Origin of the sequence: Actinokineospora fastidiosa, assembly GCF_014648415.1 — a bacterium.
GTDB classification, from domain to species: Bacteria; Actinomycetota; Actinomycetes; order Mycobacteriales; family Pseudonocardiaceae; genus Actinokineospora; species Actinokineospora fastidiosa.
The window spans coordinates 2,046,610-2,060,401 of sequence record NZ_BMRB01000001.1 but is presented as its reverse complement, the minus strand read 5'-3'; the positions used below and the strand labels follow the sequence as shown (position 1 = coordinate 2,060,401).

The following is a 13,792-nucleotide window of genomic DNA, read 5'->3' as shown; positions in this document are numbered from 1 at the left end:
CCGCAGCCTAGGTCCTCAATAACTGCCACCAGGGGTCAACCGGGGCCGGAGAGGACACGTCGACGCGCTCGCCCGGCCGCGGCACGGCCAGCGTGACGCCGCGGGCCTTCGCCTCGGCCCACAGCCGGTCCACCGGCTCGGTCCAGTCGTGCAGCGCCAGGGTGAACGTCGCCCAGTGCACCGGGACCAGCACGCCGCCGCGCACGTCCAGGTGCGTGGCCACGCCCTCCTCCGGTGTCATGTGGATGTCGGGCCAGCCCGGGCTGTACGCGCCGATCTGCACCAGCGTGGCGTCGAACGGCCCGTGCTCCGCGCCGATCTCGGCGTAGCCGGGGAAGTAGCCGGAGTCCCCGGTGTAGAACACCCGGTGCTCCGGGCCGAGCAGCGCGAACGACGTCCACAGCGTCCCGTCCCTGCGGAATCCGCGCCCGGAGAAGTGCTGCGCGGGCGTCGCCACGATCCGCACGCCGCCCAGCGTGGTCGACTCCGCCCAGTCCAGCTCGATGATCCGGTCCTCGGGCACCCGCCACCGCCGCAGGTGCGCGCCCACGCCCAGCGGCACGACGAACGGCGCGGACTGCGTGCGCGTCAGCGCGCGCACGGTCGCCATGTCGAGGTGGTCGTAGTGGTCGTGGGAGATGACGACGGCGTCGAGCCGGGGCAGCGAGGCCAGCGGCGCGGGCGGCTCGTGCAGCCGCCGCGGCCCGGCGAACGGCAGCGGCGACACCCGCTCGCTCCACACCGGATCGACCAGCACCAGCGCGCCGTCCAGCTCGATCAGCGCGGTCGAGTGGCCGTACCAGGTCAGGTGCAGGCCGCCGCCCGCAGGCGCGGGCGGGGCGACCAGCGGCACCGCCCCGACGGGCTTGCGCTGCTGCTTGCCGAACAGCAGCTCGCGCAGCAGCTTGCCGCCCTCGACCGGGGTGGACGAGGTGGCCGCGCGGTTGTGGAAGGCGCCGTCGCGGTACTGCGGCGACCGCGCCACGCGCTCGCCGGAGGCCCGGCCGCCGAACTGGGCGGGCAGGTCGCGCAGCGCCCAGGCCAGGGCGGCCGCCAGGAGGCCGAGCAGGTAACGGGTCATGACCCCATGGTGCCCGGCGGAAGCTGTGTGGGTTCTCAGGCGGGGCGCAGCCGCATCGCCCGGCGGGCGACCAGCCCGGGGCGCGGGGTGCGGACCGACACCGAGCGCAGGAACTCCCCGGGCACGCGCAGCGCGGCGGGCGCTGCGTGGTCGTCGTCGGGGGCGTCGGGGTGTTCGGGGTGGTGCAGGTCGAGGATCGCGCGCAGGGCCCAGCGGGCGTGCCCGTGGTAGGACCAGATGACCCGCTCCGGGGCGAAGACGTCCCAGTCCGGCGTGCAGCGGGCGCGGGCGGCGGCGACGTCGTGCCGGTCCTTGATGACGACGAAGTCGACGTGGTCGGGCCAGGTGTAGGTGGCCACTATCGCCTCGGGCTCGCGCTGGCCACCGCACAGGTACACGGTGAACCCGTCTGCGACAACGGCTCGTAACAGGTCGTCGACCTCGCCGAGATCACTGTCGGCGGCGCCGAGTGACTGCTCGCAGGGCTGAGTCATAGTCATCACCCGATCGGCCAGTGCCAACGCGACCGGGGACGCGGTCCCGATGACACACGGTGCTTCTCCTCCTGTGTACCTCACCCAATAGGGGGATGGCGAGTGATTCTGAGCAATGACACACAGGTGTCATCCACAGGTAGCCGGCAATTCGGTCCACCCTGATGAATTCTCACCCTCGCGGGTGACTATCCTCGCGATCCGTCACTGATCGCCTGCGCGCGGTCATCTGCGTCCCCACCGAAGGAGCCCGCCTTGGGCAAACTCACCCACCTCCTGGCGGCCGCGACCCTCGCGGCCACCGCCACCACCGTGTTCGCGGGCGTCGCCGCCGCGCACACGCCCTACATCACCGCCGAGTGCACCGCCGACGGCACCGTCCTGTCGGTGCGCCTGGAGGCCTACAGCGGCGGCGTCACCAACACGGTCAAGGTCACCGACGGCGACACCGTGCTGGCCGACGAGGAGTTCGGCACCCGCTTCGAGGACAAGTGGACGGTGTCCGCCGAGGTCGACCACACCTTCACCATCGCGGTCACCGCGGGCGACGACGCCTCCGGCAAGCGCGGCTGGACGTTCACCAGGACGGAGTCGGAGAAGGCGTGCGTGGTGCCGACCACCACGCCCACCACGACCACCGCCGAGGAGACGACCACCACGACGGTCGCCCCGACCACGGAGACCTCGCCGGAGACGACCTCGACCACCCGGCCCGCGCCCTCCGCGGTCCCGACCACGCCCGCGCCGTCGGAGGACGAGCTGGCCGACACCGGCGCGAGCGTCGCCCTGCCGCTGGGCCTGGGCGCGCTGCTGCTCGTCGGCGGCGTCGCCGCCCTGGTCCTGGTGCGCCGCAGGGCGGGTCAGCAGTAGGAGCCGTGGGTCCCGCGCGGGCGACGCCGTCCCGCGCGGGACCACCGCTCACTGGATGGGGGTCTGCACCGGCTGCCCGATGGCCTCGAACACGAGCAGCGTGTTGACCGAGACGACCTCCGGCCTGCTCAGCAGCCTGCTGATCAGCAGTTGCTGCAGGTGCGTGGTGTCGGGCACCGCGACCTGGATCAGGTAGTCGTCGGGCCCGGCCACGTGCAGCAGCGAGACCGTCTCCGGTTGTTCGAGCACGAAGGACTTGAACGCCTCCACCACCCGCTGCCGGTGCGGGCGGACCCGCACGGATAACAGCGCGCTGATCGGCCTGCCCAGCGCCGCCAGGCTGACCGTGGCGTGGAAACCGGTCAGCACACCGCGCCTGCGCAGCGAGCGCACGCGTTCCAGCGCCGTGGACGGCGCGACTCCGACGATCGAGGCGAGCTCCTTGTTCTGCAGGCGGGCGTCGCGCTGCAGCTCGCGGAGGATCGCGATGTCGATGGAGTCGAGTTCGGCTGGTTGGCCCATTCTGCTCTCTTTCCGCCCCCGGACCCGTCCGGCCGAATCTACGTCAGACGTGAGCAACCTTCAGTGAGGCCTCCAGGTCTGCGCGTAGGTCCTGCTCATCTTCCAGGCCGACCGACATTCGCAACACCCCCGCCGCCGGTTTGGCGCAGTCGGCGACCGGCCGGTGGGTGAGCGACGCCGGGTGCTGGATCAGGGTGTCCACACCCCCGAGGGAGACCGCGTGTGTGATCAGGCGCACGTGCTCCACCGTACGGGCTGCGGCCTCGAATCCGCCTGCCACGGTGAAGGCGACCATCGCGCCGGGGCCCGCCATCTGCGAGCCGACCAGCGGCCCCGAAGGGTAGTGCACGCGCTCGACCAGCGGGTGTTCGGCGAGCCATCCGGCCAGCGACGCCGCGACGCGCTGCTGCTCGCGCACCCGCAGCGGAAGCGTCTGCAGACCCCGGTGCAACAGGTAGGCCGCCAACGGGTGCAGTAGCCCTCCGGTCACAGCGCGTACGCGGCGCAGCCGAGCGGCCCAATCCTCGGACGTGGCGACCACGCCGCCGATCACATCGCCGTGCCCGCCCAGATACTTGGTGGCCGAATGGAGTACAAGGGCCGCGCCGTGCTCGATCGGACGCTGCAGGACCGGCGTGGCGAAGGTGTTGTCGACCACCACCGGCACCGCGCCGGCCTGGGCGACGACGGCGGCGATGTCGACCAGCTCCAGCGTCGGGTTGGCCGGGGTCTCCAGCAGGACGAGGCCGGTGTCCGGGCGGATCGCGCCCGCGACGTCGTCGGCGCCGGTCCAGGTGACCTCGGTGCCGAGCAGTCCGGTGGCCAGCAGGTGGTCGGAGCCGCCGTAGAGCGGGCGGACGGCGACGACATGCGGCGTGCCCTCGGCCCTGGCGGCCAGCAGGCAGGCGGCCAGCGCGGCCATGCCGGAGGAGAAGGCGACGGCGGCCTCGGCGCTCTCCAGGCGGGCCAGCGCGACCTCGAAGCGGGCGACGGTCGGGTTCCACAGCCGCTGGTAGACCAGACCGCCGTCGGCGGGCGGGACTCCGCCGGAGGCCAGCGCGTCGTACGCGGCAGCGCCCGAGGCCAGGTCGGGCACCGGGTTGGTGGTGGACAGGTCGATCGGGGGGACGTGCACACCCAGGCCAGCGAGGTCTTCGCGGCCCGCGTGCACGGCGAGCGTGGCGATCCGGCTCATCCGCGTCTCCAGTTGTCGTCGGGACGCCAGGATGGGGCCGGGAAACCGCCAGCGGCGCGGGCGCGGAACCGCGGTGCGGCCGTACCGTTCCCGAACCATCGCGAATTCGTTTCAGCACTCGCGGGGAGCGCTCCCATCGAAGGGAATTCGACTGCGGCCGAAAGGCGGTACGCCCGTCGCGCGCGGGGTGACTATTTTGTTGCTCGCGGAAACAAATCCGCCGGGCGTGGCGGCGTCGGAAAAATCGGCCGACCCTGCGGCGCCGCCCCGCCCGCCCCCGCTATCCCGGCGCGTGTTCGGCGACGAGGTCGACGATGATCCGGTGCGTCTTGGCGAGGGTGTCCTGGTGGCCCGCGTTCGCCAGGCGGAAGGCCAGCCGGGTGAGCACGTCGCCGACCGTCACGCACTGCAGGAGCGCGGTGCGCAGGTCGACGGTGTCGGCGAAGCCGAACCGGTCGACCAGCAGGTCGGACAGCGTGTCGGCCAGCGGGTCGTCCGGGCCGCCGTTCTCGTCGAGCTCGGTGGCGGCCAGGCCCGCCTTGCTCACCGCGCGGAACCCGTCGTCGGTGCGGCACATGTCGACGTAGATCGCGAAGGACCGGTCGACGGCGGCGCGCCAGTCGGCGTCGGTGAGCTCCTTGGTCGCCTCGCGCACGAGTTCTCGGTACCGCACGGAGTTGCGCCCGTGCACCGCTTTCATGACCGCGAGCTTGTCGGGGAAGTAGCGGTAGACCGAGCCGATGGACACCTTGGCGGCTTTGGCGATGTCCGCGGTCGTGGTGCCCGAGAACCCCTTCTCCGCCGCCACGCGCGACGCGGCGTCGAGGATGCGCTCGATGCGTCGGCTGGCACGGTATTGGGTGGGCGTCCGGCGCACCTCGTACGGCGTGTCTGGAACGGTCACGGGCACCATTGTGCCCAGGTGGATTCGGATGGGAGTGCCAGGTGGCGAAACAAGTGTCGGACGCGTGCGCGTTCTGCCGAATCGTCGGCGGTGATCTGGGGGCCTCGGTCGTCCATGAGGATGATCGGACGATCGCCTTCCTGGACCATCGGCCGCTCTTCCGAGGCCATACGCTGCTGGTTCCCAAAATCCACGTGGTCCGGATGAGTGATCTCCCGGCCGATCGGGTGGCCGACTTCTTCCTCACGGCACAGCGCCTGGAGCGGGCCATCGAAATCGCAACAAGTTCGGACGGCTCGATGGTGCTGCTCAATAATGTCGTTAGCCAGTCAGTTCCACACATGCACTTGCATGTGATCCCGCGCAACCGACGCGACGGGCTGCGCTTCTGGCTCGGCCCGAGGGTCAAGTACGACGACGAGCACCCCGCCGAGGCCTACGCCGAGCGCATCCGGGCGGCGATCGCGGACCTTTGACCCCTTGCGCGCGGGCGCGCCATCCCCCAGATTGGTTTGGACCAGTTGGGGGTGGCCCATGACGACCACGGCGCGCTCGCTCGCCGGACCCGCCCGCGCGCCGGTGTGGTGCGGGCTGGAGCTCTGCTGGCTCGACCAGCCCGCCGAACGCCTCCGCGTCGGCCGCGTCACCGCGGGCGCCGTCCGCCAGGTGGCGGCCTACGCCCTCGACGACCGCCCGCTGAGCGCCCTCCCCTGCCGCACGGGTTGGCTGGTCGCCACCCCGTCCCGCGTCGTGCACCTGCGCCGCGACGGCAGGCAGTCCCCCACCCCGTGGCCCGCGGCCGACCTGCTGACCTGCGACCCCGGCGGCCGCCTCTGGCTGGCCACCCCCGACGCCCTGCTCCGCGCCGACCTCTCCGGCCGCCTCCGCGTGGCCGCCACCGGCCCCACCCTCGCCCTGACCTGGCACCCCTCCGCCACCACCCTCTACCGCGCCACCCCGACGGGCATCGACGCGCACCCCTACGACCTCGCCAACGGCCTCCTGGGCGCTCCCACCCATCTCTCGGACGACATCGCCATCGCCCTGGCCGTCGATCACACGGGCCAACTCTGGGCCGCCGTCCCGAACGGGGTCCGCTGCGTAGGCCCGACGTGCCTGACCATCCCGATCACCGAGCCGACGGGCTGCTGCTTCACGACCACCACCCTCCTGGTGACCACCGCGTCCGGCTTGCACCCCTGCGACACAGGCACCGGCGGCCACCCGACAACGCGCTTCGCGGAGTGATCGCCCCCGCTGACCGCGAACCGGCGTCCGCATGACCGCGCCCCTCCGTCGATCTTCGTAGTACGTCAGCGCTCGTCGGCGGGTTCGTTCCGGGCGTCCGCACCCGATCGGATCAACGGGAGGCGACTGACTGAGGGAATGCGCCGGATGGGGCTACCTGTCCGGACCCGCAGCAGGTAATCAGGGCGGTGTGGATGACGCCGCTCGATGGTGGGCGCCTGCGGCCGTGGTGGCCGCCGCGCTCGTGGTGCCGTTTCTGGTGCGGCTGGTGCTCAGCGTTCCCGACTGGGTGACGCTGGTGGCGCTGGCCGTGTCCGTGGCGGGGGCGGTGGCCGTCGTGCGGCAGATCGGGTTTCAGCGGGAGCAGCGCGCGCTGCGGGTCGAGGCGGCGCGGGCGCAGCAGGTGAAGGCCGCCGAGACCGAGGCGCCGCCTCGGGAGGAGCACCACGTCCCGGCCATCCCGGTCGACAGCGCCGAGCCCTACTACCGGTTCACGCTCTCCTGCACCGTCTGCTGGCGCCCCAACGGCCCCCTCCCCCAGCACGCCAACCCGCGCGGGCTCGCCGTGCACGCCGTCCTGGAGCGCGCGCGGCAGGTGACCGTGCAGGGCTCGCCGGCCGATCCCGACGGCGTCCAGGTCCGGTTGGCCGCCGAACTCGGCGCGCACCTCAGCGACCGGACCGGGCAGATCACCGCGTGGGCCGAGGACGTCGGGCTGACCGTGCCGCCGGAGGACGCCGAGCGGCTCAAGCGGCTGCAGGACGTGCGCAAGGAGAAGCAGATCCGCGACCACGAGCGCGAGCTGGAACAGGCCGCCCGGGCCTACCTCACCTCCGAGGTGTTGTCGGACCCGGGCAAGGCCGTCGTCTGGTGGCTGGCCCGCCACCCCGAGCAGGTGCGCGAGGCTGCCGAGCTGCTGCCGACCTTCGCCCAGCTCAGCGCGGCCGCGCACGGCACCGAGGTGTACCTCGAACGCCAGGCGCGGCCGCAGCTGGAGGAGAGCGACTAGAACCGGGTGAGCGCGATCCGGGCCGAGCGCGGGTCCGGGGCGTGCACCAGGGACTCGTGGCCGCCGACGTCGTCGAAGGCGAAGCCGTACGCGCGGCCGTCGACCATGTTGGCGTGCATGGCCTTCGAGTAGTGGTTGGTGATCGCGCGGGTGTAGTAGTCCGCGGCGGTCCAGACCGGTGACGTGGGGTGGTGCCCCAGCGTCGAGCGGTTCAGGTCCGCGCACAGCGACCGGGCGATCGGGCCGACCACCTGGTCGTTGGGCGCGTGCAGGACGCCGTCGCAGCCGAAGACGTCCTTCGACGGCGGCCGCCCGAACGACGCGACCCGCGCGCCCGAGCCGTCGGTGAAGTGCAGCACGCCACCGGACACGCGCCCGGTGAACCGCACCGCCGGGTTGTGCTGGAACGGCGCGACCACCAGCGTCCGCCCCTCGGACCACACGCTGTCGACGTACGGCGCGAAGTACGACGCGGGGAACAGGCCCAGCTCGATTCCCTTGCGCGGCGCGATCGCGCGCAGCGGGAAGCCGTCGGAGCGCCGGTGGACGAGGCGGGCCCACTCGCCCTGCAGCGCCCCGAAGATCCGGGCGCGCCCGTCGGCCACGAGCGTCCCGGTGCGCCTGACCTGGCCGTTCGACGCCGTCACCTCGACGGCGTGCGGGACGGAGAACATGTCGACCTGGGAGCTGTTGAGCCACAGGCCGGAGCCGTTGTAGGTGAACTCGCTCCAGTCGAACAGGATGTCACGGTTGGGATCGCCCGGCGCCCACGGCGCGGGCTCGACCAGGCCGGTCGGGGTGAGGAAGAACCGCAGCTTGGCGCCGAAGGACATATACATCCGCCCGGAGAAGTGCAGCGGCACCCGCAGCGTGGTGGCCGCGCCCGGGCCGGGCCCCGGGATGGCGACGTCGGGGGCGGGCGACGGCGGGATCGAGCCGGAGGGCCACGGCGTGAACACGCCGGCGGCGGTCACGTAGCCCAGCCTCCCGGTCTGGGTGTTGACGCCGGTCAGGTAGAGGTGGACGGCCTCGGACCGGCCGGAATCGTTGGACACGACCATCGGCAGCACGGCCGGTGGCGCGGCCGACGCGACCGGGACGGTGATCGCGCCGAGCAGGGTCAACAGGACAGCGGCTATGCGCAGGGTGAGCGACACGGTGACTCCCTTGTCAGTGTGAGCGCGCTCTCACACCATGGTGAAGAAACCACCACGAATTTGTCAACGGTCACAACAAACTCGGTCGCCGAGCATGAGAAAGGGCCCCGGGTTCGGCGTGAAGCCGACCCGGGGCCCGAACGCTCACCGTGCGAGGGCGCTGTCCGCGGTGTCCCGGCCGCGGACGCGTTGCGGTGAGACCGGACGGTGTTGTCCCCGCGGCCGACCCTGCACGGCCTGAGGCACCATCCGGCACCCATATTCCCCGCAACTCACGCACTCCGGCAACCGCTTCGGCAATAACAACTGTTAACTGCCTCGAATACGCCGCCCGACCAGGCCGGGAAGTGCCGGGCCAATCCGTGAACGGCACTCAGTTCGCGGCGCCCCAGCGGAACCCGTAGCTGCCCGGCCCGAAGTTCAGCGCGACCCCGTGCACCGAGCAGCCCCGGTCCAGCGCGACCGGCCTGCTGTCCTCGATCCCCCGGTCGTCGCGCGTGTACTGCTCGCAGAACTCCGGCGGGTGCTCGGGGTCGAACCCGACCTCGAGCACGAACTCGCGCACGGGCAGCCGGAACTTGCGCTCGTAGGTGCCGTCCAGCACGGGCACGTTCACCAGCTCGTGCTCGGTGATGACCGTCTCGCCCCGGGCCAGCGGGCGGTCGAACAGCAGCTCGACGACCACCAGCCCGGCCGAGGCGTCCTCGGCGACGCGGCCGAGCACGCAGTTGCGCAGCGGCCGCACCTGCGGCGCCGCGCGGTCGGGATCGCCGGACTGGATGATGAGCACCCACCGGTCGGGGCCGTCGGCCTCGGCGCGCAGCACCTGCCGTGACACCGCGGACAGCGAGGGGCCCACGGCCACCCGGTCGTGCTGGCTGAGCCGGGTGAGGCGCTCGTCCCAGGTGGTGTCGACCTGGCTCAGCACGTCGTCTGGCGCGGCCTGGTCCGGCCCGGACGCGCCGATCGTGGGCAGACCTGCCGCGGTCCGCGCCCACCGCCGCCGGTCGAGCGGTGTGCTCGGGTCGGACTCGGCTCCCATGCGGACTCCCGGTTCGCGAAACCGTCCATCGTGGATTGGTCAGCTGTGCGTTCGCCTCAGGTGAGCGTAACGCCGTTCTCCGCCCACCACCGGGCGTAACTCGGGTTGCGCACCGTCAGTGCCAGGTACGACTCGGCGATGAGCCTGCGCAGCAGGGCGGGCTCGACCGGCGGGGGCGGCCGCCGCCACGCCAGGTCCACCCGCGCGGTGATGGGGTCCCCGCGCATCGGCCGCACGACCAGGCCGCGCCCCTCCGACGAGGTCGGCTGCGCCATGCTGACGCACTGCCCGGTGATGATGAACTCGCGCGCGGAGCTGGCGTCGCTGATCTCGTGGGTGATCCGCGGCTCGAACCCGGCCTCGCCGCACGCCCAGCGCAGCGCCGCGATGAGGCCCGCGTCGACGTGCGGGTCGACGACCCAGTTCTCATCGGCGAGCGCGGCGAGGTCGACCTCCTCCTCCGCGGCCAGCGGGTGGTCCTCGCACAGCGCGACGAACTTCGGCTCGACCGGCACGACGACCTCGCGCAGCAGCCCGTCGGGCGGGGTCACCTCGAACCCGACCGGCTCCACCACGATCGCCGCGTCCAGCCTGCCCGCCCGCACCCTGGCGAGCAGGTCCGCCGCGCTGGGGTCGCTGTGCACGTGCACGCGCAGCGGCTCGTCGTGCGCCTCCACCAGCCGCGGGACCACGGCCGACGCCAGCGCCCCCGGGTAGCACCCCAGGTGCAGTTCCACCCCGCCCGTCGAGCCCGCCCCGGGCGGTGCGACGCTCTGCAGGCCCGCCATCTCGCTCACCACGGACCGGGCCTTGGACAGCACCGTGCGGCCGAACCCGGTCGGGACGACGCCCGCCCGCCCGCGCTCGAACAGCGGCGCCCCCAGCGCGCGCTCGATGCGCTGCACCTGCGCGGTCAGCGAGGGCTGCGACATCCCGAGCGCGGCGGCGGCCCGGGTGATGCTGCCCTCGTCCGCCACCGCGATCAGGACGCGCAGATGTCGGAACTCCAGTTCCATGCGGCACATGTTATGGACCGGCTCTATGGACCAAGATCCAGCCCGGCTACCGTCCGGTATCCGGTCACTCGGTGACGATCAGCTTGGCGGTGCCCTCGGTCACCGAGCCCACCTCGACGCGCACGCCGTCGACCAGCGCCGCCTCACCGGGGTTCAGCGTCACGTCGACGCCCGCGCCGGAGATCCGCACCGCGCCGCCCGCGACGACCGCCTTGATCCGCCGGTCCAGCACCTCCAGCGTCGGCGAGCCCGAGACGGTGATCTCGCACCGGTGCTCCGTGCACTTCCCCGCGTCCCGGGCCTCGCCCGCGCAGGACACCGCCAGCGCCAGCACCAGGAACAGCGATCTTCGCGCCATGCGCTGCACATCGCGGCGGCCTGGTCGCCCGTAACACCGTCAAGGACTAGTGGGCCGTTCGGGGGCGAGCCGGTCGGGGGACCCTGGTCAGCGCCCGCACGCGGCGGGTCCTGCCGTGCTCGGCCAGCAGCACCAGCAGGTCGCCGTCGACCACGGCGGCCAGTTTGCGCTGGGCCCAGTCGGACGCGGCGAGCACGGCGGCGGAGTCGACGGGTCTGCCCGCGAACGCGTCGAGCAGCAGCCGCCACTCGGCGAGCCTGCGGCGGATGAAGTCGACGTGCGCGCAGGCGGGCGCGATCCGGTCGGCCCAGGCGTGGAAGTCCACGCTGGACCGGGCGCGCTCATCGATGCGGGCGACCACCGCGGCGATCGCCATCTCCTGGTCGGGATCGGCCAGGACCAGCCGGAGGAAGGCGGTCTCGTCCCGCGGCACCGCGTCGCGGTACCACTCGAAGCGCAGGTGCTCGTCGGCCGCCAACGCGGCGTGATCGTGCCAGGGGCGCCCCGCCAGCGCCGCCACGGATGCGATGTGGTCGAGCAGGTTCACCGTAAGTCCTCCGCGCAGGGAGGATAGTGGTTGTCCTCCGGAGACGATCATCGCGGTCCCTATGCTGTGAGCCATGGAGTTCACCGCTGACGTCCTGATCGATGCCGATCCGGCCCACGTCTGGTCCGTCTTCACCCGGGTGGCGCAGTGGCCGGACTGGACCAATTCGGTGACCTCGGCGACCCCGCTCGACCCGCCGCCGCTCGCCGTCGGCAAGCGCGTGCGCATCAAGCAGCCGAAACTCCCGACCACGGTGTGGACCCTGACCGAGCTCACCGAGGGCCGGTCCTGGACCTGGGTGGCGACCGGTCCCGGCGTCCGCACGACCGCCGAGCACGTCGTGGAGCCGCACGGCGACGGCACCAGGGTGTCGCTGCGGCTGCGGCAGGAGGGCTGGCTGGGCACGCTCGTCGGCAGGCTGACCGCGGGCCTGACCGACCGGTACCTCGCCATGGAGTGCGAGGGACTCAAGTCACGCGCGGAACAGGGCTAAACGAGTCGACCGATTCCGCCGTCCGTGCCAGGCTGGGGCGACAGCCGCGACTCTCGGGAGGTCCCCTATGGCCGACACACCGGAACCCACCGCCGAAACCGAGGTCGACGCCCAGCCCGCCGACGTGCGTGAGCAGTTCAAGGCGGCCCTGGCCCGCAAGAACGCGAAGGCGAGCGAGGGCGAGAAGCACCTCAACACCGGCTCCAAGGTCCACGACGCGCACGGCAAGGTCGGGGGCAAGCGCCAGTTCCGCCGCAAGAGCGGCTGACCGTCGGGCGGGCGGGGCTCGGTCGAGCCGCGCCCGCCGTGACGCGATCGTCTACAGGACCGCCTTCTCCAGGTCGGTCAGCGCCGTGTCGAGGTGGCCCAGCAGCCGCTGCAGGTGGGGGACGCTGCGCCTGCAGCCGGTGAGGCCGAATTCCAGACTGCCCGCGTAGCTGGTGACGGTGATGTTCAGCGCCTGTCCCTCGTAGGGGATCGACAGCGGGTATACGCCGACGAGCTTCGCGCCGTTCCAGTACAGCGGCTGCTTGGGGCCGGGCACGTTCGAGATCAGCAGGTTGAACGACGGCGGGGTCAGCCGCAGCGCGCCCGGCAGCAGCGCGATGGCCAGCGGGGCGAACGGGATCGCGCTGAGCGCGGTGATCTGCAGCTGGCTCATGCCGCGGTAGAAGTCCTTGCCGCGTTGCATGGAGTCCGAGATGGCGACCAGCCGCTCCCCCGCGTCGGCGAGGTCGGTGGCCAGGGTGCACAGGATCAGGCCGATCGCGTTGCCGCCGTCGGCGGTCTCGTCGGCGCGCAGGGAGATCGGCACGGCGGCGACCAGCGGCCGGTCCGGCAGCGCGCCCTGCTCGCCGAGGTACTCGCGCAGCGCGCCCGCGCACATGGCGAGCATGACGTCGTTGACCGTGGCGTCGGCGGCCTCGCCGACCGCGCGCACGCGCTCCAGCGGCCAGCCCTGCGCGGCGAAGCGGCGCGCGCCGGTGATCGGCCCGTTGAGCATCGAGCGCGGCGCCTCGAACGGCAGCGTGGCGGCCTGCTCGGCGAAGGCCTGGTTGAGGTAGCGCACGACGGCCGGGCCCAGCCCGACGACGTCCCGCACGATCCGCGCGGCGTTGGCCAGCCCGGCCAGCGGGTCCGGCTCGGCGCGGCGGCCGGTGGCGTCGGTGCGCGGGGCCGCGGCCCACGGCGGGCGCATGCCGCGCTCGTCCGGGTCCGTCGAGAGCGCGTCGCGCATCAGGCGCAGCGCGGAGACGCCGTCGAGCAGCGCGTGGTGGACCTTGGTGTAGACGGCGAAGCGCCCGCCCTCCACCCCCTCGATCAGGTGCGACTCCCACAGCGGCCGGTGCCGGTCCAGCAGCGAGCCGTGCAGCCGCGACACCAGCTCCAACAGCTCCCGCACCCGCCCCGGCGACGGCAGCCCGGACAGCCGGACGTGGTACTCCAGGTCCAGCAGGTCGTCATTGGTCCACACCATCTGCCCGACCGAGTTCACCGGCCCGCGCGGCCGACGCCGGAACAGCGGATGCAGGTCCCCGACCTCGATCAACGACTTGTGCACGTCGTTGACGTACGACGGCTCGGCCCCGGGCGGCAGCTCGAACAACTGCAACCCACCCACATGCAACGGATGCTCCCGCGACTCGCCCAGCAGGAACATCGAGTCGGTCACAGGCATCAACGGCATGGCGTCCACGCTCTCACCGCAGCCCGCCGAACGCAATCGATCAGACGCGCGGGTCGAGTCGATCGAGTGCCGGGGACATCGCAGGACACCGCGGGATCGCCCCCGCGCCCAGGGCCGGGGTCTTCCCGTGGTTCAAGCCCGGCCGCCTTCTCTTCCCTCGAACGGCGGT

Annotated in this window: 17 protein-coding genes; 6 read left to right on the top strand and 11 right to left on the bottom strand. The window is 72.4% G+C overall.

Annotation, left to right across the window (positions count from 1 at the left end):
* Positions 1 to 7: 7 nt before the first annotated feature.
* Together IEY98_RS09900 and IEY98_RS09895 are read right to left on the bottom strand one after the other, a co-directional pair.
* Entirely contained in the window at positions 8 to 1,081 is a 1,074-nt protein-coding gene (locus IEY98_RS09900; protein ID WP_189209905.1) for an MBL fold metallo-hydrolase, read from the bottom strand.
* Between the two features lie 35 nt (positions 1,082 to 1,116).
* The gene (locus IEY98_RS09895) at positions 1,117 to 1,575 is read right to left on the bottom strand and encodes a hypothetical protein (RefSeq protein ID WP_189209904.1); all 459 of its coding nucleotides are present in this window, start codon (positions 1,573 to 1,575) and stop codon (positions 1,117 to 1,119) included.
* 255 nt (positions 1,576 to 1,830) lie between these two features.
* Between IEY98_RS09895 and IEY98_RS09890 the strand changes: the two genes are divergently transcribed.
* The gene (locus IEY98_RS09890) at positions 1,831 to 2,445 is read left to right on the top strand and encodes an LPXTG cell wall anchor domain-containing protein (protein WP_189209903.1); all 615 of its coding nucleotides are present in this window, start codon (positions 1,831 to 1,833) and stop codon (positions 2,443 to 2,445) included.
* A 48-nt stretch (positions 2,446 to 2,493) separates the two neighbouring features.
* Here the strand turns inward: IEY98_RS09890 and IEY98_RS09885 are convergent, their stop codons facing one another.
* The 3 genes from IEY98_RS09885 to IEY98_RS09875 form a co-directional block, all read right to left on the bottom strand.
* Positions 2,494 to 2,967, bottom strand: coding sequence for an Lrp/AsnC family transcriptional regulator (locus IEY98_RS09885; protein ID WP_189209902.1), 474 nt, complete (start codon positions 2,965 to 2,967; stop codon positions 2,494 to 2,496).
* A 43-nt stretch (positions 2,968 to 3,010) separates the two neighbouring features.
* Positions 3,011 to 4,162, bottom strand: coding sequence for a trans-sulfuration enzyme family protein (locus IEY98_RS09880; protein ID WP_189209901.1), 1,152 nt, complete (start codon positions 4,160 to 4,162; stop codon positions 3,011 to 3,013).
* Between the two features lie 280 nt (positions 4,163 to 4,442).
* Positions 4,443 to 5,066 (bottom strand): TetR/AcrR family transcriptional regulator, encoded by a 624-nt coding sequence (locus tag IEY98_RS09875; RefSeq protein WP_189209900.1) that lies wholly within the window; start codon positions 5,064 to 5,066, stop codon positions 4,443 to 4,445.
* Between the two features lie 41 nt (positions 5,067 to 5,107).
* On the opposite strand from IEY98_RS09875, the gene IEY98_RS09870 reads away from it, so the two are divergent.
* The 3 genes from IEY98_RS09870 (at position 5,108) to IEY98_RS09860 (ending at position 7,323) form a co-directional block, all read left to right on the top strand.
* Complete coding sequence (locus IEY98_RS09870; protein ID WP_229786710.1) at positions 5,108 to 5,542, top strand: HIT family protein; 435 nt, start codon at positions 5,108 to 5,110, stop codon at positions 5,540 to 5,542.
* Positions 5,543 to 5,600: 58 nt separating this feature from the next.
* Positions 5,601 to 6,314, top strand: coding sequence for an SMP-30/gluconolactonase/LRE family protein (locus IEY98_RS09865; RefSeq protein ID WP_189209899.1), 714 nt, complete (start codon positions 5,601 to 5,603; stop codon positions 6,312 to 6,314).
* A 190-nt stretch (positions 6,315 to 6,504) separates the two neighbouring features.
* Complete coding sequence (locus tag IEY98_RS09860) at positions 6,505 to 7,323, top strand: hypothetical protein (RefSeq protein ID WP_189209898.1); 819 nt, start codon at positions 6,505 to 6,507, stop codon at positions 7,321 to 7,323.
* On the opposite strand, the gene IEY98_RS09855 is transcribed toward IEY98_RS09860, so the two are convergent.
* From IEY98_RS09855 to IEY98_RS09835, 5 genes are all read right to left on the bottom strand, one after another.
* Positions 7,320 to 8,480 carry a beta-1,3-glucanase family protein gene (locus IEY98_RS09855; protein WP_229786709.1) on the bottom strand — a complete coding sequence of 387 codons (1,161 nt, stop codon included), beginning with the start codon at positions 8,478 to 8,480 and terminating at the stop codon, positions 7,320 to 7,322. The two genes, IEY98_RS09860 and IEY98_RS09855, sit on opposite strands and share 4 nt — an antisense overlap.
* Before the next feature lie 373 nt (positions 8,481 to 8,853).
* Complete coding sequence (locus IEY98_RS09850) at positions 8,854 to 9,522, bottom strand: XRE family transcriptional regulator (RefSeq protein ID WP_189209897.1); 669 nt, start codon at positions 9,520 to 9,522, stop codon at positions 8,854 to 8,856.
* A 56-nt stretch (positions 9,523 to 9,578) separates the two neighbouring features.
* Positions 9,579 to 10,538, bottom strand: coding sequence for a LysR family transcriptional regulator (locus IEY98_RS09845; protein ID WP_189209896.1), 960 nt, complete (start codon positions 10,536 to 10,538; stop codon positions 9,579 to 9,581).
* A 64-nt stretch (positions 10,539 to 10,602) separates the two neighbouring features.
* Positions 10,603 to 10,896 carry a hypothetical protein gene (locus IEY98_RS09840; protein ID WP_189209895.1) on the bottom strand — a complete coding sequence of 98 codons (294 nt, stop codon included), beginning with the start codon at positions 10,894 to 10,896 and terminating at the stop codon, positions 10,603 to 10,605.
* Between the two features lie 46 nt (positions 10,897 to 10,942).
* Positions 10,943 to 11,443, bottom strand: coding sequence for a hypothetical protein (locus IEY98_RS09835; protein ID WP_189209894.1), 501 nt, complete (start codon positions 11,441 to 11,443; stop codon positions 10,943 to 10,945).
* Positions 11,444 to 11,516: 73 nt separating this feature from the next.
* On the opposite strand from IEY98_RS09835, the gene IEY98_RS09830 reads away from it, so the two are divergent.
* Both IEY98_RS09830 and IEY98_RS09825 read left to right on the top strand, forming a co-directional pair.
* Positions 11,517 to 11,936, top strand: a complete 420-nt coding sequence (locus tag IEY98_RS09830) for an SRPBCC family protein (protein ID WP_189209893.1) — start codon at positions 11,517 to 11,519, stop codon at positions 11,934 to 11,936.
* Between the two features lie 67 nt (positions 11,937 to 12,003).
* The gene (locus IEY98_RS09825) at positions 12,004 to 12,204 is read left to right on the top strand and encodes a DUF5302 domain-containing protein (RefSeq protein WP_189209892.1); all 201 of its coding nucleotides are present in this window, start codon (positions 12,004 to 12,006) and stop codon (positions 12,202 to 12,204) included.
* A 51-nt stretch (positions 12,205 to 12,255) separates the two neighbouring features.
* Here IEY98_RS09825 and IEY98_RS09820 read toward each other — a convergent pair whose 3' ends face one another.
* Complete coding sequence (locus IEY98_RS09820) at positions 12,256 to 13,623, bottom strand: WS/DGAT/MGAT family O-acyltransferase (protein WP_189209891.1); 1,368 nt, start codon at positions 13,621 to 13,623, stop codon at positions 12,256 to 12,258.
* Between the last annotated feature and the right edge of the window lie 169 nt (positions 13,624 to 13,792).

Excerpts from the sequence above, each read along its gene's own strand:
- IEY98_RS09895 (WP_189209904.1), bottom strand. The coding sequence starts at position 1,575 with ATGACTCAGCCCTGCGAGCAGTCACTCGGCGCCGCCGACAGTGATCTC.
- IEY98_RS09900 (WP_189209905.1), bottom strand. The coding sequence starts at position 1,081 with ATGACCCGTTACCTGCTCGGCCTCCTGGCGGCCGCCCTGGCCTGGGCG.
- IEY98_RS09840 (WP_189209895.1), bottom strand. The coding sequence starts at position 10,896 with ATGGCGCGAAGATCGCTGTTCCTGGTGCTGGCGCTGGCGGTGTCCTGC.
- IEY98_RS09845 (WP_189209896.1), bottom strand. The coding sequence starts at position 10,538 with ATGGAACTGGAGTTCCGACATCTGCGCGTCCTGATCGCGGTGGCGGAC.
- IEY98_RS09825 (WP_189209892.1), top strand. The coding sequence starts at position 12,004 with ATGGCCGACACACCGGAACCCACCGCCGAAACCGAGGTCGACGCCCAG.
- IEY98_RS09865 (WP_189209899.1), top strand. The coding sequence starts at position 5,601 with ATGACGACCACGGCGCGCTCGCTCGCCGGACCCGCCCGCGCGCCGGTG.
- IEY98_RS09830 (WP_189209893.1), top strand. The coding sequence starts at position 11,517 with ATGGAGTTCACCGCTGACGTCCTGATCGATGCCGATCCGGCCCACGTC.
- IEY98_RS09850 (WP_189209897.1), bottom strand. The coding sequence starts at position 9,522 with ATGGGAGCCGAGTCCGACCCGAGCACACCGCTCGACCGGCGGCGGTGG.
- IEY98_RS09820 (WP_189209891.1), bottom strand. The coding sequence starts at position 13,623 with ATGCCGTTGATGCCTGTGACCGACTCGATGTTCCTGCTGGGCGAGTCG.
- IEY98_RS09880 (WP_189209901.1), bottom strand. The coding sequence starts at position 4,162 with ATGAGCCGGATCGCCACGCTCGCCGTGCACGCGGGCCGCGAAGACCTC.
- IEY98_RS09885 (WP_189209902.1), bottom strand. The coding sequence starts at position 2,967 with ATGGGCCAACCAGCCGAACTCGACTCCATCGACATCGCGATCCTCCGC.